General features: G+C 49.0%; 15 protein-coding genes. 10 read left to right on the plus strand and 5 right to left on the minus strand.

Annotation, left to right across the window (positions count from 1 at the left end; all coding sequences use genetic code 11):
* Nucleotides 1-187 precede the first annotated feature (187 nt).
* From EV202_RS08090 to EV202_RS08105, 4 genes are read right to left on the minus strand one after another with little or no spacing between them, the layout of a single operon-like run.
* Nucleotides 188-1,048 carry a hypothetical protein gene (locus EV202_RS08090; RefSeq protein ID WP_131926606.1) on the minus strand — a complete coding sequence of 287 codons (861 nt, stop codon included), beginning with the start codon at nucleotides 1,046-1,048 and terminating at the stop codon, nucleotides 188-190.
* Nucleotides 1,049-1,057: 9 nt separating this feature from the next.
* Complete coding sequence (locus tag EV202_RS08095; RefSeq protein WP_131926608.1) at nucleotides 1,058-1,429, minus strand: GntR family transcriptional regulator; 372 nt, start codon at nucleotides 1,427-1,429, stop codon at nucleotides 1,058-1,060.
* Nucleotides 1,430-1,435: 6 nt separating this feature from the next.
* Nucleotides 1,436-2,260 (minus strand): hypothetical protein, encoded by an 825-nt coding sequence (locus EV202_RS08100; RefSeq protein WP_131926691.1) that lies wholly within the window; start codon nucleotides 2,258-2,260, stop codon nucleotides 1,436-1,438.
* 5 nt (nucleotides 2,261-2,265) lie between these two features.
* Nucleotides 2,266-3,111, minus strand: coding sequence for an ABC transporter ATP-binding protein (locus tag EV202_RS08105; RefSeq protein ID WP_131926610.1), 846 nt, complete (start codon nucleotides 3,109-3,111; stop codon nucleotides 2,266-2,268).
* Nucleotides 3,112-3,792: 681 nt separating this feature from the next.
* On the opposite strand from EV202_RS08105, the gene EV202_RS08110 reads away from it, so the two are divergent.
* From EV202_RS08110 to mutL, 6 genes are all read left to right on the plus strand, one after another.
* Nucleotides 3,793-5,334: a peptidylprolyl isomerase gene (locus EV202_RS08110; RefSeq protein ID WP_131926693.1), complete on the plus strand. Its 1,542-nt coding sequence runs from the start codon at nucleotides 3,793-3,795 to the stop codon at nucleotides 5,332-5,334.
* Between the two features lie 56 nt (nucleotides 5,335-5,390).
* Entirely contained in the window at nucleotides 5,391-6,239 is an 849-nt protein-coding gene (locus tag EV202_RS08115; protein WP_106069297.1) for a peptidylprolyl isomerase, read from the plus strand.
* A gap of 10 nt (nucleotides 6,240-6,249) precedes the next feature.
* Complete coding sequence (locus EV202_RS08120) at nucleotides 6,250-7,617, plus strand: peptidylprolyl isomerase (protein WP_106069296.1); 1,368 nt, start codon at nucleotides 6,250-6,252, stop codon at nucleotides 7,615-7,617.
* Between the two features lie 25 nt (nucleotides 7,618-7,642).
* Nucleotides 7,643-9,361, plus strand: coding sequence for an OstA-like protein (locus tag EV202_RS08125; RefSeq protein WP_131926612.1), 1,719 nt, complete (start codon nucleotides 7,643-7,645; stop codon nucleotides 9,359-9,361).
* Nucleotides 9,362-9,365: 4 nt separating this feature from the next.
* Complete coding sequence (locus EV202_RS08130) at nucleotides 9,366-9,656, plus strand: hypothetical protein (protein ID WP_106069294.1); 291 nt, start codon at nucleotides 9,366-9,368, stop codon at nucleotides 9,654-9,656.
* Nucleotides 9,657-9,724: 68 nt separating this feature from the next.
* Nucleotides 9,725-11,656 (plus strand): DNA mismatch repair endonuclease MutL, encoded by a 1,932-nt coding sequence (gene mutL / locus EV202_RS08135; RefSeq protein ID WP_131926614.1) that lies wholly within the window; start codon nucleotides 9,725-9,727, stop codon nucleotides 11,654-11,656.
* A gap of 137 nt (nucleotides 11,657-11,793) precedes the next feature.
* Here the strand turns inward: mutL and trpS are convergent, their stop codons facing one another.
* Nucleotides 11,794-12,888, minus strand: coding sequence for a tryptophan--tRNA ligase (gene trpS / locus EV202_RS08140; protein WP_131926616.1), 1,095 nt, complete (start codon nucleotides 12,886-12,888; stop codon nucleotides 11,794-11,796).
* A 433-nt stretch (nucleotides 12,889-13,321) separates the two neighbouring features.
* On the opposite strand from trpS, the gene carB reads away from it, so the two are divergent.
* The 4 genes from carB to EV202_RS08165 all read left to right on the plus strand — a co-directional run bounded on the left by carB (nucleotide 13,322) and on the right by EV202_RS08165 (nucleotide 22,175).
* A complete protein-coding gene (gene carB / locus EV202_RS08150; RefSeq protein ID WP_131926618.1) occupies nucleotides 13,322-16,543 on the plus strand; it encodes a carbamoyl-phosphate synthase (glutamine-hydrolyzing) large subunit in 3,222 nt (1,073 codons plus the stop codon).
* A 443-nt stretch (nucleotides 16,544-16,986) separates the two neighbouring features.
* Nucleotides 16,987-17,898: a glycosyltransferase family protein gene (locus EV202_RS08155; protein WP_106069289.1), complete on the plus strand. Its 912-nt coding sequence runs from the start codon at nucleotides 16,987-16,989 to the stop codon at nucleotides 17,896-17,898.
* Between the two features lie 234 nt (nucleotides 17,899-18,132).
* Nucleotides 18,133-20,112 carry a ribosomal protection-like ABC-F family protein gene (abc-f, locus tag EV202_RS08160; RefSeq protein WP_131926620.1) on the plus strand — a complete coding sequence of 660 codons (1,980 nt, stop codon included), beginning with the start codon at nucleotides 18,133-18,135 and terminating at the stop codon, nucleotides 20,110-20,112.
* A gap of 26 nt (nucleotides 20,113-20,138) precedes the next feature.
* On the plus strand, nucleotides 20,139-22,175 hold the full coding sequence (locus tag EV202_RS08165; RefSeq protein WP_131926622.1) for a M13 family metallopeptidase: 2,037 nt from the start codon (nucleotides 20,139-20,141) through the stop codon (nucleotides 22,173-22,175).
* Nucleotides 22,176-22,197: the final 22 nt, after the last annotated feature.

The raw sequence follows: 22,197 nt of genomic DNA on the forward strand, positions 1-22,197 counted from the left end.
AAGCCAATAAAACAGGTAATTAAGAAAATGTATTAGCTTGATAATCAGGTATTATCGAAATACGAAAGACTTGTATAAGGTCAGGCCTCCGCAACCAAAAAGCCGTTCAAAAACTGAACGGCTTTTTCTTTTCCTGTCATCTACGTGGCTGTTTCGGGGCTGTATGAAAGTTTCGGGTTGAGTTTCGTTATTCCGTAGGCTTCGGTTTGTCTGTCAGTTCTATTTTGCCTCCAGACTCCAGTTTTACATTCAAAGCTGCTTCTTTGGCCAATGGTGTCCATAGCATTTGCCTGCACTCGTTTTTCTGCAATGTGCAGTATGCGCTACGGCTACCGCTCAGGTACTCCGTATCAATGTGGAAGGAATCCGTATTTACTGTCCAATTTCCGATGTAATCCAAGTTCAGATGCATTGTCTCTGCCGAGCCGCTTTTGAAATGCCAGTTGTTTCCGCTTTGGATATGTATGGAGCGGAAATGGCTGTTCTCTATCACGACCGGACCATAAATATGCCTGAAAGAAAGACTCAGACTGTCGCGCTCAAAGCCTCTGATCGTGCTCTTCTGGTCGTACATGTTAGATACGATGCTCTGTACGCCGGGGGGGACTGACAGGGTCATGCCGGTTTTGGAGTTCACGCTCAACCAAAATGTGCGAGCGAACTTTTTGTCTAATTTCTCCAATGGAAAGGCAAACGACACGGTCACTGTGTCTTCGGCGGATGTTATGGAAACAAAGGGCTCTAAGTCGGCGGCGAAAGAGATGCTGCCCGAAGCAGACGAGTCGGTAGGACATATCTCTAAAGGGATTTCTATGAAAGATGCCTCTTTGATTCTTTCTGCATCGCCGTTTCGGTTGCGGTCCGCACGCGGAGCAAGCAGTTTCAATACTTTGCATTCCGGAAGTGGAAAAGTTTTGGGTGCCTCGGTGAAATATAGTTCATAGTCGTCCCTGTTCAGTCCATGCTTTGACATGTAGAATATCGTGCCGCTCATCAGCAACAGTCCGCCGAGCAGCACTCCCAATATGATATAACTTGTTCGTTTCATTATCTGTCTTTATTTTTTCTGTTTCTTACCATATGCCCGATACATGGCCATGAGTTCTTCTTCGGTCACGCCGAGCATGTATATTTGCTTGAAGAAGTAATCGGCTTCTTCTGTCAGGAAGGATTCTTTCCGTAGGAAATGAATCAGTTCGCGCGCACCGACTGTCACGAAGTAACCGATGCCCCGCTTGATATGGATGATGCCTTGCGTCTGCAAGTAGTCGTACGAGCGCATCACGGTATTGGCGTTGACCTCCACCACAGCCGCATACTCACGCACCGAAGGAATGCGCTCTTCCTCCCGATACTGTCCGAGGAGTATCTCGTCGCAGAGGCGGTCTGCTATTTGCAGGTAGATGGCCTTACTTTCTTTGAAATTCATACTTTATCACCAACGGTTAATGATTTCTGACTCTTTGAAACGGAAATAGGCAAGCACCCAGTTGAATAGGGTGGCGAGCGAACATAAGATGCTTCCCCAGAAGGCGGCTTGCTCGTCCGTGAAAAACTTATTTTCCATATAATTATCGGGGAATAGCACTTTTACTAACCCTGCGCCAATCAACAAGTAGACTATGACGATGACAACTCCGGCGGCAAACGTCTTGAGGAAAGCATTCTTGGCCCAAATGGAGCTGCCCAGTACGAAGCAGGATTGCAAGAGGAAATAGAAACTTACGCCAAACATAAATTTGTCACAATTATTGAAAGCTGTCCAATGTTCTGCCGGGCCTACGAGATAGACGGAAAGCGGCACGGAGGCTATCCGGCTCGCTTCGGGGTATTTTACCGTAAAATACAGCACGCGGGTCCAGTCTGCCAGTTTGAAGGACACCAAGAAAACGATGAGGAAGCCGAACGTGAAAACCAGCCAGCGCGAGAGGAATTTCTCGAACATCGTGGCCGGTGTCAGCAGCATGGCTGTACGGCCGGTCTTTGTCTTCATTCGTTCCATGATGAACGATGCGCTCAGGCAGCCCATGAGGACAATGCACCAGATAAATGTTATCGCGTGAAAAGGCCATGCCGGGTCATTAGTCACTCCTTCCCAATTGCGATCGGTATATTCAATATATCCGTTCCATATAAAGATTATCGCAATCATGCCGTACATCAACACCATGCGCAGCACATTGGCTTTCCAGTTTTCCACCATATCCTTGCGGCACAGGTTCACAAAACGGGGCATACTAAAAAAGGTATCACGTATCATCATTCTTATTTGTTAGAGTGAAACATATTTGCTATTTTCCCGGGAGAGGAGAGCACCGCTCCAAACAACAGCTCGAGGTTTATCTCCGATTCCTCACCATCCGCATTGGGCAGCATCAGGTAATTGCCTTGCACGGAAGGCAGTGCATACAATGCTTTCTGCGCCAATTCCCGGTTGTCACTTTCCACAAAGAGAAGCTTGCGGCAAATGTCGGTCGTGGATGCGTCGAGCATCACATGCTTGTTGTCCATGATGAGCACGTGGTCCAGAATCTTGTCGATATCCCTCACTTGATGGGTAGAAACGACAATCGTCTTGTCGTCCGACATTCCGGAAGCAATGAACTTGCGAAACTGACTCTTGCCGGGGATATCAAGTCCATTGGTGGGTTCGTCCATCAGCAGCAACGAAGTGTTGGTGGCCAAGGCAAAGCTCATGAACACTTTTTTCTTCTGTCCCATAGAAAGAGCGCCCAGATTGATGTCCTGCTCCATCTCGAAAAAATGCAGATACCTCATCATGTCTTCTTTGCTGAAACGCGGATAGAACGGGCTGTTCAGCTCCACATAGCTGACAAGGGAGATAGCCGGAAGCTCAAACTCTTCGGGCACCAGAAACATGTCCTGCAACGTGATGGGCAACCGGCGGCGTACATCGACATCGTGATATATCACTTTCCCATGCTTGGGGGTGAGCAAACCGCTCATCAAATAAAGCAAAGTGGACTTGCCGGCTCCGTTCTTGCCCAGTAATCCATAAACCCTGCCTTTCTCCAATGAGAGGGAAAAATCGTCCAGCACATCTTTCTTGCCTCGACGATAACTGAATGAAATGTTTTCTACTTGTAGCATATACTTAAATGATTGTGGGTTTTTGTGTATTAGTAAAATAGTACACTGCAAAAGTATGTATTCTTTTGGGAATAGCAAATTATTAATCGGATTTTTTTTAATAATTCTTTCGGGCAACACGAAACGGAACGAAAAAAATAGATGAAAGGTGCATCATACGTTTTCAACCTTGAATTTGCGAAAGGTGGAAAATTGTTTACTTTTTATAAGAATGTACGTCTGCCGGCGCTTGCTGTATAGATGTTCTTTACGGGAAATATAGATGCAGTGCGCTCGGAATATAGATGCAGCATGGTGGAAATATATCTCCACCGAATCCTGCCTACAGGTATCTCTCGAAAGGGGAGGCTCCTTGAGATGTCTTTGTGTTAATTATTGACAAAGCAATGTCCTTATGGAACATCATGCCGAAAAACTAAGCGTCATAAATGTAACATTTAAGGCTTAAAATGTAACATTTGGTACACATAGCATAGCACAGCATAGCATAGTATAGCATACCCCCTCCTCAAGAGTTCCCCCGAAACCGGGGGCACCGAGGGCTCGGCCGTTCCGTCCGCGGAGGAGGAATATCGCCGGAAGATGAATGGCGGCTCATATCTTTTGAAAACATTGCATTTTCTTATCGTGGTTATTCCAAAGATTTTCCGTAAGTTTGCGGGTCTTAAATAAGAGTGGATGATGGTTAGATTGGCTTTGATATCTGTGCTTTGGGGATTCGTTTTGGCTGTTTCGGCTCAAAACGACCCGGTGCTCATGCGTATTGACGGAAAGGAGGTTTTTCGTTCTGAGTTCGAGCGTTTCTGTGATAAAAAAGGCATGAATGCAGGTGTAGGGCGAAAAGAACTGAATGAGTATGTCGATTCTTTTGTGAGCTTTAAGTTGAAAGTTGCTGCGGCCAAAGCTGCGGGATTGGATACGGCCACCGTTTTTCTGAAAGAACGAGAACGTTATCGTAACCGGTTGGTCAGGGCTTACCTGACGGATATGGAAACTGCCGGTAAGGAGGCACGTGACTTTTACGATAAGATGAAATCCGGGCATCGCGCAGGGCAAGTGCTGGTGAAGCATGTTTTTAAATACCTTCCTCAAAATATTTCCGGCCATGCGATGCGGGAGGTAGAACACAAAATGGATTCTGTCTTCAGGCAGTTGGAGAAAGCGAATGCGGCAACGGATTTCGATGTTTGTGTCAATCTTTTTTCTGATGACAAAAGCTCTTTCTGGGTTAGTCGGACGCAAATGCCGATAGAGTTTGAAGACGTTGTGTTTGGCTTGAAGGTAGGAGAGTTCTCCCGTCCGTTCTTCACTCCGCAGGGCATTCACATTGCGAAAGTTCTTGAACGAAAGGAGTTTGATGAAGTGAAGGATGAAGTCATCCATCGTCAGACCTTTCGGTATGGAGATAATAAGATTACCCGAACTTTTGTGGAGAAACTGAAGAAGGAGTATCGCTATACGCCCGACAAAGCTGGCATAGACGAACTTCTGTCGGCAGGCAGTACGCGTCGGACACTCTTTACGTTGGATGGAAAATCGTACACCGGAGAGGGCTTTTCCCGTTTCGCAGCTGCGCATCCGGCCGGGGTTCGCAAACAGTTAGAGGAGTTTGTCATGAAGACCGTGCTGGATTATGAGAACAGTCGTTTGGAGCGGAAACACCCGGAGTTCAGGATGCTGCTGCAAGAGCATTGCGACAGTGTATTGCTTGCCGAAATTATTCATCGTGAAATCGGAGAAGAGAAAGTGGGGAATGAAGCGGAATTAAAGGGATATTTTGAAACGCACCGTTCGGATTTTCATTGGGGGGAGGCACGTTATAAAGGGATGGTGTTGCATTGCGTCACCAAACGGGTGGCCAAGCAAGCGAGGAAGCTCCTGAAGAAACTGCCTGAAACCGAATGGAAAGATGCCATTCGGTTGACTTTTAATGCCGAAGGGAAGCAGCAGATACAGGCAGAGCAAGGAACATATGCTCCCGGCGATAATGGGTATGTGGATCAGTTGGTTTTTGGAAAGAGAGAAATGGCTCCGGTTTTGTCATACCCTTTTACAATAGTGCTCGGCAAGAAGCAAAAAGGACCGGATAGTTGGGAGGAAGTACATGAATCCGTAACCATGGCCTATCAAAATCATCTGGAAGCACTTTGGACCGCAAAGTTGCGTTCTGCTGCTAAGGTTGAATTTGAACAAGAGGTTTTAAAAACCGTTAATAATCACTGATGCAACCGATTAAAACATTATCTTCGTACTTTAAAATGAGTAAATATCAGTTGGCGATGCGAACAACCGGCTTTGGACTTTTGATTCTCTTCCTCTGCATGTCATGCAATGACCGGCACGATCATGAAGGGCGGACACCTTTGGTGGAGCTGGATGGTTATTTTCTCTATAAGGAAGATTTGCAATCGGTGCAGCCCGTAGGTTTGTCAAAAGACGACAGTTTGTTGTTTGCCGAACATTATGTACGTAATTGGGCGGAAGATGTGTTGCTGTATGATAAAGCAATGGATAATATTCCCAATAATGGTGAAATAGAGAAACTTGTGGAGAACTATCGTAAGGCTTTGATAGTACATACCTACCAGCAGGCTTTAATACATCAACAGCTCTCGGATGAGATTTCCGAGCAGGACTTGACAGACTATTACGAGAAGAATCAGGCTCTTTTTAAGGTGGAACGCCCGTTGATCAAAGGTTTGTTCATTAAAGTTCCTTTGTCGGCTCCGCAGTTGTCCAATGTCCGCCGCTGGTATAGGACGGAGGCGCGCGAAGCTGTGGAGAAGCTGGAAAAATATAGCTTGCAAAATGCCGTGAAGTATGAATACTTTTATGACAAATGGGTGCCGGCGTCGGATATTCTGGCGATGATGCCGTTGAAAGTAGCCAATCTGGAAGGCTATCTCGGCGAACATCGGCAAATTGAATTGAAAGATACGGCTTTTTATTATTTTCTTAATGTGAGCGATCTTCGCTCGGCAGGTGAGCAGGCACCCTATGAGTTTGCACATGCTCAGGTGAAAGACATGCTGCTGAATATGAAGCAAGTGGATTTTATGAAAAAGGTGAAAGACGACCTGTATCAGAGTGCAGTGAAAAAAGACAAGATTAAATATTATTTAGAATAAGATACCAAGAATGAAAAAGTGTATGAACTTTAAGTTTGTAGTTTTATTAGCCTTGACACTATGGTTCGGTCCTACCGTTTACGGGCAAGACAACGTGATTGATGAGGTGGTATGGGTTGTAGGCGACGAGGCCATCTTGAAGTCCGAAGTGGAGGAGGCGCGCATGAGTGCACTGTATGAAGGACGAAAATTCGATCGTGACCCTTACTGTGTGATACCCGAAGAGATAGCCGTGCAAAAGCTATACCTCCATCAGGCGGCACTTGATAGTATCGAGGTTTCCGAAAATGAAGTTGTGCAACGTGTGGACTATATGACGAATATGTACATCGCCAATATCGGCTCGCGCGAGAAAATGGAAGAATACTTCAATAAGACCTCCAGCCAGATTCGTGAAACATTGCGCGAGAATGCACGCGAAGGGTTGAAAGTACAGAAGATGCAGCAGAAATTAGTCGGAGAAGTAAAGGTGACTCCGGCCGAGGTACGCCGTTATTTTAAGGATTTGCCGCAGGACAGTATTCCTTATATCCCGACTCAGGTGGAAGTGCAGATTATTACCCAGCAGCCCAAAATTCCTTTGGAAGAGATTGAAGATGTAAAAAGACGTTTGCGGGAATACACCGAGCGCATCAATAAAGGCGAAAGCTTCTCCATGCTGGCCCGTCTCTATTCTGACGATCGCGCGTCGGCAATCAATGGCGGCGAAATGCCGTTTACCGGACGCGGATATTTAGACCCGGCTTTTGCCAATGTGGCTTTCAACCTGCAAGATCCGAACAAGGTTTCCAAAATAGTGGAGTCGGAATATGGTTTCCATATCATTCAGCTGATGGAAAAACGTGGCGACCGCATCAAAGTGCGTCATCTTCTTTTGAAACCTCATATTCCGGAAGCGGCTTTGACAGCCGGATGTGTACGTTTGGACTCCATTGCCGACGACATCCGTAATGGCAAGTTCTCGTTCGAGGAGGCTGCCGCCGTGCTTTCGCAGGACAAGGATACGCGTAATAACCACGGTCTGCTGCCCAATCCCAACTCGAATACATCCAAGTTTGAGATGCAGGAACTTCCTCCTGAAATAGCCAAAGTGGTAGACAAGATGAAGGTGGGTGAAATTTCCGAGGCATTCACCATGATTCCGCAAAAGACGGGAAAAGAAGAGTGCGTGATCGTGAAGTTGAAGAGCCGTACGGCAGGACATAAAGCAACGATTGCCGACGACTATCAGAACCTGAAGGAAATAGTACTTGAGAAACATCGCAGCCAAGTATTGGATAAGTGGATTCGCGAGAAGCAGAAGCATACTTATGTCCGCATTAAGGATAGTTGGAAGAATAACTGTACGTTCAAGTATCCGGGCTGGATTAAAAATTGACCCGTAGGGATTTACATAAATTTGTATGCAAAGAAAGTATATAAGAACTCATTTTCTGAACAAGCATAGATACCTTTTGATAGGTATTCTATGCTTGTTTGGCATCTGTCTGTTAAGCGCCCAAGATAAAAAGACGAAGACCGCTACTTCCAAGAATAAAGTGGTGGCAACAGACAAGCAACAAGCGCCGGCAGCCGGAAAGCAGAAAACCCGTGTGGATTTGCTCTATGCCGATGAAGCGCAAGCCGATAAACTTTCGCGTCCCGATGTGCAGATACTTGTCGGTTCGGTAAGGCTGAAGCACGACAGCATGTACATGTTCTGCGACAGTGCCTTGATCTTCGAGAAGATAAACTCGGTTGAGGCGTTTGGCAACGTTCGTATGGAACAGGGGGACACCTTATTTATTTACGGTGATTACCTTTACTACGACGGGATGTCGCAGTTGGCCATATTGCGCGAAAATGTGCGCATGATTAATCGTAAAACAGAGTTGACCACCGACAGCCTGAACTATGACCGTTTGTATAACTTAGGTTACTATTTTGAAGGCGGGACGCTGACCGATGAAGAAAATGTACTTACTTCCGAATGGGGAGAATATAGTCCGACTACTAAGTTGGCTGTTTTCAACCATGATGTGAAACTGGTCAATCCGAAATTCGTGCTGACATCAGACACACTGAAATATAGTACGGAAACTAAAGTAGCCACCATCTTGGGACCTTCCGATATTGTAAGTGAGCAGAACCATATCTATTCCGAGCGCGGTGTGTACAACACAATTACCGAACAGGCAGAGTTGCTCGACCGTTCCATTCTGACCAACGAAGGCAAGAAATTGACCGGTGACAGTCTTTTCTACGATCGCAAGCTGGGCTATGGCGAAGCTTTTGACAATGTGCAGATGAATGATACGGTGAACCGGAACATGCTTACCGGCGACTATTGTTTCTATAATGAACTTACCGGTAATGCCGTAGCCACCCAGCGTGCAATGGCTGTTGATTATTCGCAAGGCGACAGTCTGTTTATGCACGCCGACACTTTGCGGTTGATTACTTATCATCTGAATACCGACTCCATGTACCGGGAGATGCGTGCCTATCACAAGGTTCGGGCCTATCGCACGGATGTGCAAGCGGTGTGCGACTCTTTGGTCTACAACTCAAAAGACTCCTGCATGACAATGTATACCGACCCTATTCTGTGGCATGGAGAACAGCAGTTGCTGGGCGAAGAAATCAAAGTTTATATGAACGACAGCACCATCGACTGGGCGCATATCATTCGTCAGGCTCTAACGGTAGAAAAGATGGACAGTATCCATTATAATCAAGTGTCCGGCAAGGAAATGAAAGCCTTCTTCATTGACGGTGATATGCGTAGGGTCGAAGTCAACGGCAATGTGCTGGTGGTCTACTATCCGGTAGAAGAAAAAGACAGCTCGTTGATTATGATGAACTATTCCGAAGGAGGATTGTTGAAAATTTATCTGAAGGACAGGAAGATGGAACGCGGGGTCTTTGTAGGGAAAACCACCGGTACAGCCTATCCTCTGGATCAGATTCCCGCAGAAAAGAGCAAACTGCCTTCTTTTGTGTGGTTCGACTATATCCGCCCGAAAAACAAGGAGGATATCTTTGAGTGGAGAGGTAAGAAAGCGGGCGAAGCGTTGAAGAAAAGCGACCGGAAACCTGTGATTTCGCCAAGGAACATGCATATCAAACGAAATAAAAAGTAACGCTATGGGAATGTTTACGATGCGGAAGCCCCGTGGCTTCAATCATCCATATATCTATGTGGACGAGCGGAAAGAGAAGTTGGCGAAAATGGAAGAGAACGCCAAACGCGATTTGGGTATGCTGCCGGAGAAAGAGTTCTCTCCTGAAGATATCCGAGGTAAATTCATTGAGGGAACCACCCACTTGAAGCGTCGGAAAGAGAGCGGACGCAAACCGGTGCATTTGGGAATCATTCTGGTGGTCATTGCCCTGCTGATTTACCTGTGGTATGCCATCAGTAGCGGGATTATATAGAAGTTGTTGCCGAATGTCATTCGGCTTCTTCCTTTTCTTAACGTATACTTGCTAAATTGTAGTTATTTATGAGCGATATTATTCATTTGCTGCCCGATTCGGTTGCTAATCAGATAGCAGCCGGAGAGGTGATTCAGCGTCCGGCATCTGTGGTGAAAGAACTGGTGGAAAATGCGATTGATGCCGAAGCCCGTGAAATACATGTGTTGATTACTGATGCAGGCAAGACCTGTATTCAAGTGATCGATGACGGGAAGGGAATGTCCGAAACCGATGCTCGCCTCTCTTTTGAGCGGCATGCCACTTCAAAGATACGCGAGGCAGCCGATTTATTCGCTTTGCGCACCATGGGGTTTCGCGGCGAAGCGCTGGCTTCCATTGCCGCTGTGGCAGAGGTGGAGTTGAAAACACGACTGGAGAATGAAGAACTGGGAACACGCTTGTTGATTGCCGGCTCTAAGGTTGAGAGCCAGGAAACTGTATCTTGCCCTAAGGGAAGCAATTTCTCTATCAAAAATCTGTTCTTTAATGTTCCTGCCCGACGCAAATTCCTGAAAGCTAATTCCACAGAGTTGAGCAATATCCTTACGGAGTTTGAACGTATTGCATTGGTGCATCCCGAGGTGGCTTTCTATTTGTATAGCAACGATAGTGAGTTGTTCAATTTGCCGGTGGTGTCCCTACGGCAACGCATTCTGGCCATATTCGGCAAGAAGCTGAACCAGCAGTTGCTAACCATGGAGGTGGACACGACAATGATTAAGATTTCCGGTTTTGTTGCCAAGCCCGAGACGTCGCGTAAGAAAGGGGCACATCAATATTTCTTTGTGAACGGACGTTACATGCGGCACCCTTATTTCCACAAGGCAGTGATGGATGCTTACGAACAACTGATTCCGGCCGGTGAGCAAATCTCCTATTTTATTTATCTGGAGGTCGATCCGGCAAATATTGATGTGAACATCCATCCCACAAAGACAGAAATCAAGTTCGAGAACGAGCAAGCCATTTGGCAGATTCTGTCGGCGGCAGTCAAGGAAGCTTTGGGGAGATTCAGCGCTGTTCCTACCATTGATTTTGATACGGAAGACATGCCCGATATCCCGGCATTCGAGCAAACGCGGCCGATTGAGCCTCCGAAAGTGCACTATAATGCCGACTTCAATCCTTTTAAAACGTCCTCTTCTTCCTCTTCTTCTTATGGGGGAGGCGGAAACTATTCGCGGCCGAAAGTGGAGTGGGAGGGACTCTATTCCGGTCTGGAGAAAGGCAGTAGGATGAACAATTCGATGGGGGAACAATTTTTTGCCGAAGAGGGAGAAGGGAGAGGTTTCGTAGTCTCCGGAGAGGAACCGGACGTGTCATATCGTTCGGGCGCCACTCCTGTCGGTGCAACATCGGCTTCCTTCTGCGGAAGTGAAGTCTCCATAGAAAAAGGAGCTCAACATTTTCAGTTCAAGGGGCGTTTCATTCTGACTTCCGTAAAGTCCGGTTTGATGTTGATAGACCAACATCGTGCGCATGTTCGGGTACTGTTCGACCGTTATATGAGCCAGATCAATCAGAAACAAGGGGTGTCGCAAGGGGTACTTTTCCCGGAGATAATCCATTTGCCGGTTTCCGAAGCAGCTGTACTCGAAAGTATCATGGACGATTTGTCGGCGGTAGGTTTCGACTTGAGTCCGTTGGGTGGTGGCAGCTATGCCATCAATGGCATACCTTCGGGCATCGAAGGACTGAGCCCGGTGGAATTGATCGGGAATATGGTGCATACTGCCATGGAGAAAGGAAGCGATGTGAAAGAAGAGGTACAGACTATTCTTGCATCCACATTGGCTCGTGCCGCAGCCATTGTTTATGGTCAGGTATTGAGCAATGATGAGATGGCGAACCTCGTGGATAGCCTGTTTGCCTGTCCTGCTCCTAACTATACTCCTGACGGGCGGGTAGTGCTGGCAACCATCAAGGAGGAAGAAATAGAAAAGCTTTTCAATAAATGAAATAGTGGGTTGATTCCTTTTGCTTTGACGACCTCAAAACCAAAGTGACCTCAGAAGACCGGATGATTCGTGAGCCATATCCGGTTTCTTGAGGTCACTTTGGTTTTGAAATATTTCAGAATGGAGTTCGGCAAAGATTACTCTTCGCTGAACTTCTTCACTTGTTCGGCAATTAGTTCTGCGTCATCGAAATAGTTTATCTTCATGGCTTTGCGCACGTCGTCCAGAGTGGCGGCAGCCGTTTCCCTGGCTGTATCGCAACCTTTTTTCAGCATTTCGTAGATGGAAGGAATGTCTTTCTCGAACTCTTTGCGACGATTGCGAATCGGCTCTAACGTTTCCTGCATGATGGCATTGAGAAATTTCTTGACCTTCATGTCACCAAGACCGCCACGTTGGTAGTGGGCTTTCAATTCATCCAGATTGGGATATTCGGGTAGATAGAGACCGAAGTGTTCGGGGCGGCAGAAAGCATCGAGATAGGTGAATACCGTGTTGCCTTCAAGCTTTCCGGGGTCGGAAACGCGCAAGTGGTCGGGGTCGGTGTACATGCTTTTCACCTTCTTTTCCACGTCTTCGGCGGTGTCGGACAGGTAGATGCAGTTGCCGAGCGACTTGCTCATCTTGGCTTTGCCGTCGGTTCCCGGCAGGCGCAGGCAAGCTGCATTGTCGGGCAGGAGGATTTCAGGTTCAACGAGTGTTTCACCATATATATAATTGAAGCGTCGCACGATTTCGCGTGCCTGTTCCAGCATGGGTTCCTGATCTTCGCCTACGGGCACGGTGGTGGCGCGGAAGGCTGTAATGTCGGCCGCTTGGCTGATGGGGTAAGTGAAGAAACCTACGGGGATGCTTGTCTCAAAGTTGCGCATCTGTATCTCGGTCTTTACTGTCGGGTTGCGTTGCAGGCGGCTGACAGTGACCAGATTCATGTAGTAGAAAGAAAGTTCGCAAAGCTCCGGAATCTGAGACTGGATGAAAATGGTGCTTTTCGTTGGGTCCAGACCGCATGCCAGATAGTCGAGGGCTACTTCGATGACGTTCTGACGTACTTTTTCCGGATTCTCCATGTTGTCGGTCAGTGCTTGCGCATCGGCGATGAAGACGAACGTCTTGTCGTATAAACCGGAATTTTGCAATTCCACTCTTCTTCTCAATGAGCCTACATAGTGTCCTATGTGCAGCCGTCCCGTGGGGCGGTCGCCCGTAAGGATGATTTTTTCTTTTGACATATAATGTGTTTTTAGTTCCTATATAATGATGTAAGGGCATTGCTGTCCGTAATGCCTGCAAAGATACCGATAATTATCCAAAAATCAAGGGATAGCGATTTCTCTTATATGTAATCCTCTTGCCGGAATTGCCGTCCTGCTTAAAATATTAGACGGATTCATTTGTTCTTTTCGCAAATAAGTAGTTTCTTTGCACAAATTTTGAAACAACAATGCAGCCGCAGGAAATGAGAAACAAATACAATCCCTATTCGAGTGATTATCATTCGGTAGTCGTTGGTTTCTCTTTTTTCCACGATGATATTTTTTATTTTCTTGAAGAAATGCGTTCATCTTTTATAGTGGACGCATTTTTTTTTAGGCTGGTTTATGTTTTGCGCGGCTTTTATGCCAAGATGTGAGAAGGAAACCTAATTGACAACAATAAGAGAATATGGAAAAGAATTTAAAGAAAGTGCTCGTCTTGGGCTCTGGTGCACTCAAGATCGGTCAGGCCGGAGAATTTGATTATTCGGGGTCGCAGGCTTTGAAGGCATTGCGCGAAGAAGGTGTAGCTTCTGTTTTGGTGAATCCCAACATTGCCACCATTCAAACATCGGAAGGTATTGCGGACAAAGTGTATTTTTTGCCGGTAACTCCTTACTTCGTGGAGGAAATCATCAAGAAAGAACGTCCCGATGGCATTCTGCTGGCGTTTGGCGGGCAGACAGCCTTGAATTGCGGTACCGAATTGTATCTGAACGGTGTGCTTGAGAAATATGGTGTACGTGTGCTGGGCACTTCGGTAGAAGCCATCATGTACACTGAAGACCGCGACCTCTTTGTGAAGAAGCTCGACGAGATTCCGATGAAGACACCCCAAAGCCGTGCGGTAGAAAGTATGGCAGATGCGCTGAAGGCAGCCCGTGAAATCGGCTATCCGGTGATGGTGCGTTCGGCTTATGCTCTGGGCGGTTTGGGTAGCGGCATCTGTCCGGACGAGGAAGCTTTCGTGAAGCTGGCCGAAAGTTCTTTTACCTTCTCTAAGCAAATTCTGGTAGAAGAGTCGCTGAAAGGTTGGAAAGAAATAGAGTTCGAGGTTATCCGCGATGCGAACGACCACTGTTTCACGGTGGCAAGCATGGAGAATTTCGACCCGTTGGGCATTCATACGGGTGAGTCTATCGTGGTGGCTCCCACTTGTTCGCTGACCGATGAGCAGGTGAAGATGTTGCAGGAACTCTCCACGAAATGCATCCGTCATCTGGGCATCGTGGGCGAGTGCAACATTCAGTATGCGTTCAATGCCGAGACGAACGACTATCGCGTCATCGAGGTGAATGCCCGTCTGTCCCGTTCTTCGGCATTGGCATCGAAAGCCACCGGTTATCCGCTGGCGTTTGTGGCTGCCAAGATTGCGTTGGGCTACACGCTCGACCAAATCGGCGAGATGGGAACTCCCAATTCGGCTTATGCCGCTCCGCAGCTGGATTACTTGATTTGCAAGATTCCCCGTTGGGACTTGACCAAGTTCGTAGGTGTGAGCCGTGAAATCGGTTCAAGCATGAAGTCGGTGGGCGAAATCATGTCCATCGGACGCTCTTTCGAGGAAATCATACAGAAAGGCCTGCGCATGATCGGTCAGGGCATGCACGGCTTTGTGGGCAACGAAGGGCTGGAGTTCGGCGATTTGGACTATGAATTGTCGCATCCCACAGACCTGCGTATCTTTGCCATTGCCGCAGCTTTGGAGAAGGGCTATACCATCGACCGCATCTTCGAACTGACGAAAATCGACCCGTGGTTCCTTGGCAAGCTGAAGAACATTGTGGACTACAAGCAAAAGCTCTCCCTATATAATAAGGTGGAAGATGTTCCGGCCGACGTGCTGCGCGGTGCAAAGGTGCTGGGCTTCTCCGACTTCCAGATTGCGCGCTTTGTGCTCAATCCGCAGGGAAACATGGAGAAGGAGAACCTTGCCGTGCGTGCCCGCCGTAAGGAACTGGGCATCCTGCCTGCCGTGAAGCGCATCAATACGGTGGCTTCCGAACAGCCCGAACTGACGAACTACCTCTACATGACCTACGCCGTTGAGGGGTACGACGTGAATTATTATAAGAACGAGAAGTCGGTAGTGGTGCTTGGTTCCGGTGCATACCGCATCGGCTCGTCCGTAGAGTTCGACTGGTGCTCGGTGAATGCCGTGCAGACAGCCCGTAAACTGGGTTACAAGTCCATCATGATTAACTATAACCCCGAAACCGTTTCCACGGACTACGACATGTGCGACCGCTTGTACTTCGACGAGCTCTCCTTCGAGCGTGTGCTCGACGTAATCGACCTCGAGCAGCCGCGCGGAGTTATCGTGTCGGTGGGCGGACAGATTCCGAACAATCTGGCCATGAAACTCCATCGCCAGTCCGTTCCTATTTTGGGCACATCGCCGGTATCCATCGACCGTGCCGAAAACCGCAACAAGTTCTCGGCCATGCTCGACCAGTTGGGCATCGACCAACCCGCTTGGCAGGAACTCACCAGCTTGGAAGACGTGAAGGGATTTGTGGAGAAAGTGGGCTATCCGGTGCTGGTGCGTCCCTCGTACGTGCTTTCGGGTGCGGCAATGAATGTGTGCTACGATGAAGAAGAGTTGGAGAACTTCCTGAAGATGGCGGCCGAGGTGTCGAAGGAATATCCGGTTGTCGTATCGCAGTTCTTGCAGAATACCAAAGAGATAGAGTTCGACGCGGTGGCTCAGAACGGCGAAGTGGTGGAATATGCCATTTCCGAACACGTGGAGTTTGCCGGTGTGCATTCGGGCGACGCCACGCTGGTGTTCCCCGCACAGAAGATTTACTTTGCAACGGCACGCCGCATCAAGAAAATCAGCCGTCAGATTGCGAAGGAACTCAATATCTCCGGGCCTTTCAACATTCAGTTCCTTGCGCGCAACAACGAGGTGAAGGTGATTGAGTGCAACCTGCGTGCTTCGCGCAGTTTCCCGTTCGTGTCCAAAGTGCTGAAACGTAACTTCATCGAGACGGCCACCCGCATCATGCTGGATGCTCCTTACACCCGGCCGGACAAGTCGGCGTTCGACATCGACCGCATCGGCGTAAAGGCTTCGCAATTCTCCTTCTCGCGCCTGCACAAGGCCGACCCGGTGCTGGGCGTGGATATGTCGTCCACGGGCGAGGTGGGCTGCATCGGCGACGACTTTTCCGAAGCGTTGCTCAATGCGATGATAGCCACCGGATTCACCATTCCCCGGAAAAGCGTGATGTTCTCGTCCGGTGCCATGAAGTCGAAAGTGGATTTGCTGGACGCAAGCCGCATGCTCTGTGCCAAGGGATATAAGATTTATGCCACGGCAGGAACGGCCGCTTTCCTCAATGCACACGGTGTGACGACGGAAGCTGTTTACTGGCCCGATGAACGCCCCGAAGCCGAAAACAACGTGATGAAGATGATTGCCGACCATGCGTTCGACCTGATTGTCAATATCCCGAAGAACCATACGAAACGCGAATTGACAAATGGCTACAAGATTCGTCGCGGCGCCATCGACCATAACATCCCGTTGATTACGAATGCCCGTCTGGCAAGTGCTTTCATCGAAGCCTTCTGCGAGATGAAACTCGAAGATATTCAAATAAAGAGCTGGCAGGAATATCAATAAGCCGCGCTTCGCTAAAGATTGAAACCGCTTTTAAGGCGTGTTCCATTGTTCCTCTTGGGGAAACTGTGGAGCACGCCTTTGCTGTGTCTCCTTGTTTGTCGGCCGGTGGGAGAATGTAGTGCTTGATGTAAATATTTATCCAAACAAGAGGCGCGGTCCCTTCTCCCCCTTCAGGGGCGTGTTTCGGCAGGGGTTTCGTTCCTCGGTGTGGAAGGCTTCGTTCCTCACCGAGGAACACCCTCTTCCTCACCGAGGAACGAGGTCATGGTCGGCGAGGATAAAATCTCCCCCTGTGTAAGGGCGTATGTTTGTATGGAAAGGTTACCGTGGCGTTGGGAGAATGCCACTTTTGTGTCTCCGTATTGCCTGAGTTCGGCAATTTTTTCGTACGTTTGCAGGTGCAATCAACGCTGATACACTAACCTTTTTAAATAACAACTGACATGAAACCAACTTTATTCTTATTGGCCGCCGGTATGGGCAGCCGTTACGGTGGCTTGAAACAGCTGGACGGACTGGGTCCCAACGGTGAAACAATCATGGACTATTCCATTTACGACGCCATCAATGCCGGCTTCGGCAAACTCGTTTTCGTTATCCGCAAGGATTTCGAGCAGGATTTTCGCGACAAGATTATTTCCAAATACGAAGGACACATCCCGTGCGAACTGGTATTCCAGTCCATCGACGCCCTGCCCGAAGGGTTCACCTGCCCCGAAGGCCGCACCAAACCGTGGGGTACGAACCATGCCGTCATGATGGGAGCCGACGTGATAAAAGAACCTTTTGCCGTAATCAACTGCGATGACTTCTATGGCCGCGATTCCTTCCAAGTGATGGGCAAATTCCTTTCTGCCCTGCCCGAAGGTTCGAAGAATGTCTACTCCATGGTGGGTTTCCGCATCGGCAATACGCTGAGCGAAAGCGGTACAGTGTCTCGCGGGCTTTGCGGAACGGATGCCGGCAACCTGCTGACTTCCGTGGTAGAGCGTACCAAGATTCAGCGTATGGACGGCGAAGTGAAATACATCGACGACAACGGCGAGTGGGCTGTTACTCCTGAGACTACTCCGGTCAGCATGAACTTCTGGGGCTTTACTCCCGACTATTTTGCTTACAGCGCCGATTTCTTCAAGACCTTCCTCAGCGACCCGAAGAACATGGAGAACCTCAAGAGCGAGTTTTTCATCCCCTTGATGGTAGACAAGCTGATTCATGACGGTACGGCGACCTGCGAAGTGCTCGATACGACCAGCAAGTGGTTCGGCGTCACTTATCCGGAAGATCGCCAAAGCGTGGTGGACAAGATTCAGGCATTGGTGAATGCGGGCGAATATCCTGCCAAGCTGTTCTAAGTCCTCCGCCTCATTGAAAGACTTATCATAAAGGTATTCCGCAAATATCTTTACACTATCTGTAAGCACGGGTCTCACAGGTTTCACGGTCTCTTCATGGCCGTGCCCGTTCTGTGAAGTCCGTGCTTGCCGCATTGTCTTGTGGATGTTTCAAGCAGTTTTTAAGGCTATCGGGAGTTATGTGGTTGGAAATCGTTATCTTTGCCACTCCAAAACGATTATTTCATTGACATTATGATATCAGTAGAAGGATTGAAGGTGGAGTTTAACGCCACGCCTCTATTCGAAGACATCTCTTACGTTATCAATAAAAAAGACCGCATAGCCCTTGTGGGCAAGAACGGTGCGGGGAAGTCCACCATGCTCAAGATTCTGGCAGGCTTGCAGCAACCCACTGCGGGCACTGTGTCCGTTCCCCGCGAATGTACCGTCGGCTACCTGCCGCAGGTGATGGTGCTCAGCGATAAGCGCACCGTGATGCAGGAGGCCGAGCTTGCTTTCGAGCACATCTTCGAGATGCAGGCCGGCATGGAACGTATGAATCGGCAGCTTGCCGAGCGCACCGATTATGAAAGCGAGGACTACCGGAAACTGATTGACCGCTTCACGCACGAAAACGAGCGCTTCCTGATGATGGGCGGCACCAACTATCGTGCCGAAATAGAGCGCACCTTGCAGGGGCTTGGCTTCAGGCGTACGGATTTCGACCGCCCCACCGGCGAGTTCTCGGGCGGGTGGCGCATGCGCATCGAGCTTGCCAAGTTGCTGCTTCGCCGTCCCGACGTGTTGCTGCTCGACGAGCCTACCAACCACCTCGACATAGAGAGCATACAGTGGCTGGAGAATTTCCTCTCCACCCGTGCCAATGCGGTGGTGCTCGTCAGCCACGACCGCGCTTTCCTGAACAACGTAACCACCCGCACCATCGAGATTACTTGCGGACGCATTTACGACTATAAAGTGAAGTACGACGAGTTTGTGGCACTCCGTAAGGAACGCCGCGAACAGCAACTCCGCGCTTACGAGAATCAGCAGAAGCAGATACAGGACACGGAGGATTTCATCGAGCGTTTCCGCTACAAGGCCACCAAAGCCGTGCAGGTGCAGAGCCGCATCAAGCAACTGGAAAAGATAGAACGTATTGAGGTGGACGAAGAGGATAACTCGGCGCTTCGCTTGAAGTTTGTGTGCAGCAGCCGTAGCGGAAACTATCCGCTCATCTGCGAGGATGTGGCCAAGGCATACGGCGGGCATGTCATTTTTCATGACGTAAACCTGATCATCAACCGGGGAGAAAAAGTGGCTTTTGTGGGCAAGAACGGAGAAGGAAAATCCACGCTGGTAAAGTGTATCATGGACGAGATTACCGATTATACCGGGAAGCTGACGCTGGGTCACAACGTGCAAATCGGCTATTTCGCACAGAACCAAGCCCAATTGCTGGATGGCGAACGGACGGTGTTCGACACGATAGACCGTGTGGCCGTAGGAGATATCCGGCTGAAAATACGCGACATACTCGGTGCTTTCATGTTCGGCGGCGAGGCTTCGGACAAAAAAGTGAAAGTGCTTTCGGGCGGAGAGCGTACACGGCTTGCCATGATTAAACTGTTGCTCGAACCGGTGAACTTCCTGATTCTGGACGAACCGACCAACCACCTTGACATGCGTTCCAAGGATGTGCTGAAGGAGGCGATTCGTGATTTTGACGGCACGGTGATTATTGTCAGCCACGACCGTGATTTTCTGGACGGACTGGCGACTAAAGTATATGAGTTCGGTGGAGGATTGGTGAAAGAACACCTTTGCGGCATCTACGAGTTCTTGCAAAAGAAACAACTGGAAAACCTCAATGAGTTGCAACCGGTATCTGCTTCTTCGGCAGGAGAAGCGGGAAGCGCCGGTAAGGAAAGAAAGGCGGACGTAAAAGAAAACGAGACCGGCCGGTTCTCTGCGGCTAAACTCTCGTATGAGGAGCAGAAGGAACTCAACAAGAGATTGAAGAAGCTGGAACGCCGCGTGGCCGACTGTGAAGCGGAGATAGGAGAGATAGAATCGGCCATTGCCATCATAGAAGATAAGATGGCAACGCCGGAAGGCGCGTCGGACATGTCTCTATACGAACAGCATCAAAAACTGAAATCCCGGCTCGACAGCGTGATGGAAGAGTGGGATGCCGCCTCTTCCGAATGGGAGGAGGCGAAACGGCAATGACGTTTTTATAACCTAATTTTCATAGTATGAGGAAAAAACATTTACTACCCTTTGCGGCATTCTGCCTGATGGCGGCATCCTGCAACACAGGCAAGCAACAGACCGAGCTTACGGCCGGCATTCAGCTTGCCAATCTTGACACAATGGCTCTGCCCGGTACCGACTTTTATCAATACGCTTGCGGCGGCTGGGTAAAAAACAATCCGATTCCGGCGGAATACTCTCAGTATGGTTCTTTTACCATTCTTGCGGAAAACAACCGCAAGCAGATACAAGGGCTTATCGAGGAGTTGGCGTCCGTTTCGCACGAAGCGGGCAGTGTGGCTCAGAAAATCGGCGATTTGTATAAGATTGTGATGGACAGCGTGAAGCTGAATCAAGACGGTGCGGCTCCCATCAAGGCCGAACTCGACAGGCTGGGCTCCTTGAAAGACACCAAACAAGTGTATGCGCTTTTGGGCGAACTGCAACGAAAAGGCATCGTGGCCTACAATATCCTCTATGTGGGTGCCGACGAGATGAACAGCAGCATGAATGCAGCCCAGACCTATCAGGCCGGTTTGAGCATGGGCGAGCGCGAATACTATCTGGAGAATGACGCCGCCACTGTGCGGATTCGTGAAGCATTCCGCGCGCATGTGCAGAAGATGTTCCTGCTGGCAGGCTTTGACGAGGCGGTGGCCAAGCAGGGAATGGAAGTGGTGATGGAGGTGGAAACACACCTTGCCGAAGCCTACCGCTCGCGCACGGAGCTGCGCGATCCGCATGCCAATTACAACAAGATGTCCATGGAAGAGCTGAAGAAGAATTATCCTACTTTCGATTGGGACGCCTATTTGTCTGCCTTAGGACTGGAAAATATGAAAGAAATCATCATCGGCCAGCCTGCTTCGTTGAAGGCTGCTGCCGACATTTTGAATACGCTTCCTGTGGCACGGCAAGGCCTTTACTTGCAGTGGAAATTGATTGACGCTGCGGCAAGTCGTCTGAACGATGCCCTGGCCGAACAGAATTTCGATTTCTACGAGCGCACCATGAGCGGCACACAAGAGATGCAACCCCGTTGGAAGAGAGCGGTGAGCACCGTGAGTGCGGCTTTAGGCGAAGCCGTGGGGCAGATGTACGTTGAGAAGTACTTTCCGGCTGCTGCCAAAGAACGTATGGTGGCTTTGGTGAAAAACTTGCAGGAGAGCTTGGGCGAACGCATAAAGAACCTGCAATGGATGAGTGACTCCACGAAAGTTAAAGCGCTGGAGAAATTAGCCACTTTCCATGTGAAAATCGGGTATCCGGACAAATGGAAAGACTATTCCACTTTGGAAATCAAGAACGATTCTTATTGGGCAAACATGGAGCGTGCCAGCGAGTGGGAACACGCTGAAATGATAGCCAAAATGGGTAAACCGGTAGACAGGGATGAATGGGGCATGACACCGCAAACCGTCAATGCCTATTACAATCCCACCACGAACGAAATCTGTTTCCCGGCAGGTATCTTGCAATACCCCTTCTTCGACATGAATGCGGACGATGCCTTCAATTACGGTGCCATTGGTGTGGTGATAGGTCATGAGATGACTCACGGATTCGATGACCAAGGCCGCCAGTACGACAAGGACGGTAACTTGAAAGACTGGTGGACGGCTGAAGACTCCAAGCGTTTCGACGAGCGCACTCAAACGATGGTGAACTTCTTCGACAGTATCGAGGTGGCTCCGGGGGTACATGCCAACGGACGCATGACTTTGGGCGAGAACATTGCCGACCACGGCGGATTGCAGGTCTCTTATCAGGCATTCAAGAAAGCCACGGCTACCGCTCCGCATGCTGTGAAAGACGGCTTTACGCCCGAACAACGCTTCTTCCTCGCATACTCCGGTGTGTGGGCCAACAATATCCGCCCCGAAGAGGTGCTGAACCGTACTAAAAGTGATGTCCATTCGCTTGGCAAGTGGCGTGTGAACGGTGCGTTGCCGCATATCGGCGCATGGTACGAGGCATTCAATGTCACGGAGAAAGATCCGATGTTCCTACCGGTAGAAAAGCGCGTTTCTATCTGGTAAGGCAAAAAAGATGCTTATTGAG

Origin of the sequence: Prevotella heparinolytica (assembly GCF_004342845.1) — a bacterium.
Taxonomy (GTDB): Bacteria; Bacteroidota; Bacteroidia; order Bacteroidales; family Bacteroidaceae; genus Bacteroides; species Bacteroides heparinolyticus.

Coding starts and splice junctions, on each gene's coding strand:
- EV202_RS08090 (WP_131926606.1), bottom strand. CDS start 1,048: ATGAAACGAACAAGTTATATCATATTGGGAGTGCTGCTCGGCGGACTG.
- EV202_RS08095 (WP_131926608.1), bottom strand. CDS start 1,429: ATGAATTTCAAAGAAAGTAAGGCCATCTACCTGCAAATAGCAGACCGC.
- EV202_RS08100 (WP_131926691.1), bottom strand. CDS start 2,260: ATGATACGTGATACCTTTTTTAGTATGCCCCGTTTTGTGAACCTGTGC.
- EV202_RS08105 (WP_131926610.1), bottom strand. CDS start 3,111: ATGCTACAAGTAGAAAACATTTCATTCAGTTATCGTCGAGGCAAGAAA.
- EV202_RS08110 (WP_131926693.1), top strand. CDS start 3,793: ATGGTTAGATTGGCTTTGATATCTGTGCTTTGGGGATTCGTTTTGGCT.
- EV202_RS08115 (WP_106069297.1), top strand. CDS start 5,391: ATGCGAACAACCGGCTTTGGACTTTTGATTCTCTTCCTCTGCATGTCA.
- EV202_RS08120 (WP_106069296.1), top strand. CDS start 6,250: ATGAAAAAGTGTATGAACTTTAAGTTTGTAGTTTTATTAGCCTTGACA.
- EV202_RS08125 (WP_131926612.1), top strand. CDS start 7,643: ATGCAAAGAAAGTATATAAGAACTCATTTTCTGAACAAGCATAGATAC.
- EV202_RS08130 (WP_106069294.1), top strand. CDS start 9,366: ATGGGAATGTTTACGATGCGGAAGCCCCGTGGCTTCAATCATCCATAT.
- mutL (WP_131926614.1), top strand. CDS start 9,725: ATGAGCGATATTATTCATTTGCTGCCCGATTCGGTTGCTAATCAGATA.
- trpS (WP_131926616.1), bottom strand. CDS start 12,888: ATGTCAAAAGAAAAAATCATCCTTACGGGCGACCGCCCCACGGGACGG.
- carB (WP_131926618.1), top strand. CDS start 13,322: ATGGAAAAGAATTTAAAGAAAGTGCTCGTCTTGGGCTCTGGTGCACTC.
- EV202_RS08155 (WP_106069289.1), top strand. CDS start 16,987: ATGAAACCAACTTTATTCTTATTGGCCGCCGGTATGGGCAGCCGTTAC.
- abc-f (WP_131926620.1), top strand. CDS start 18,133: ATGATATCAGTAGAAGGATTGAAGGTGGAGTTTAACGCCACGCCTCTA.
- EV202_RS08165 (WP_131926622.1), top strand. CDS start 20,139: ATGAGGAAAAAACATTTACTACCCTTTGCGGCATTCTGCCTGATGGCG.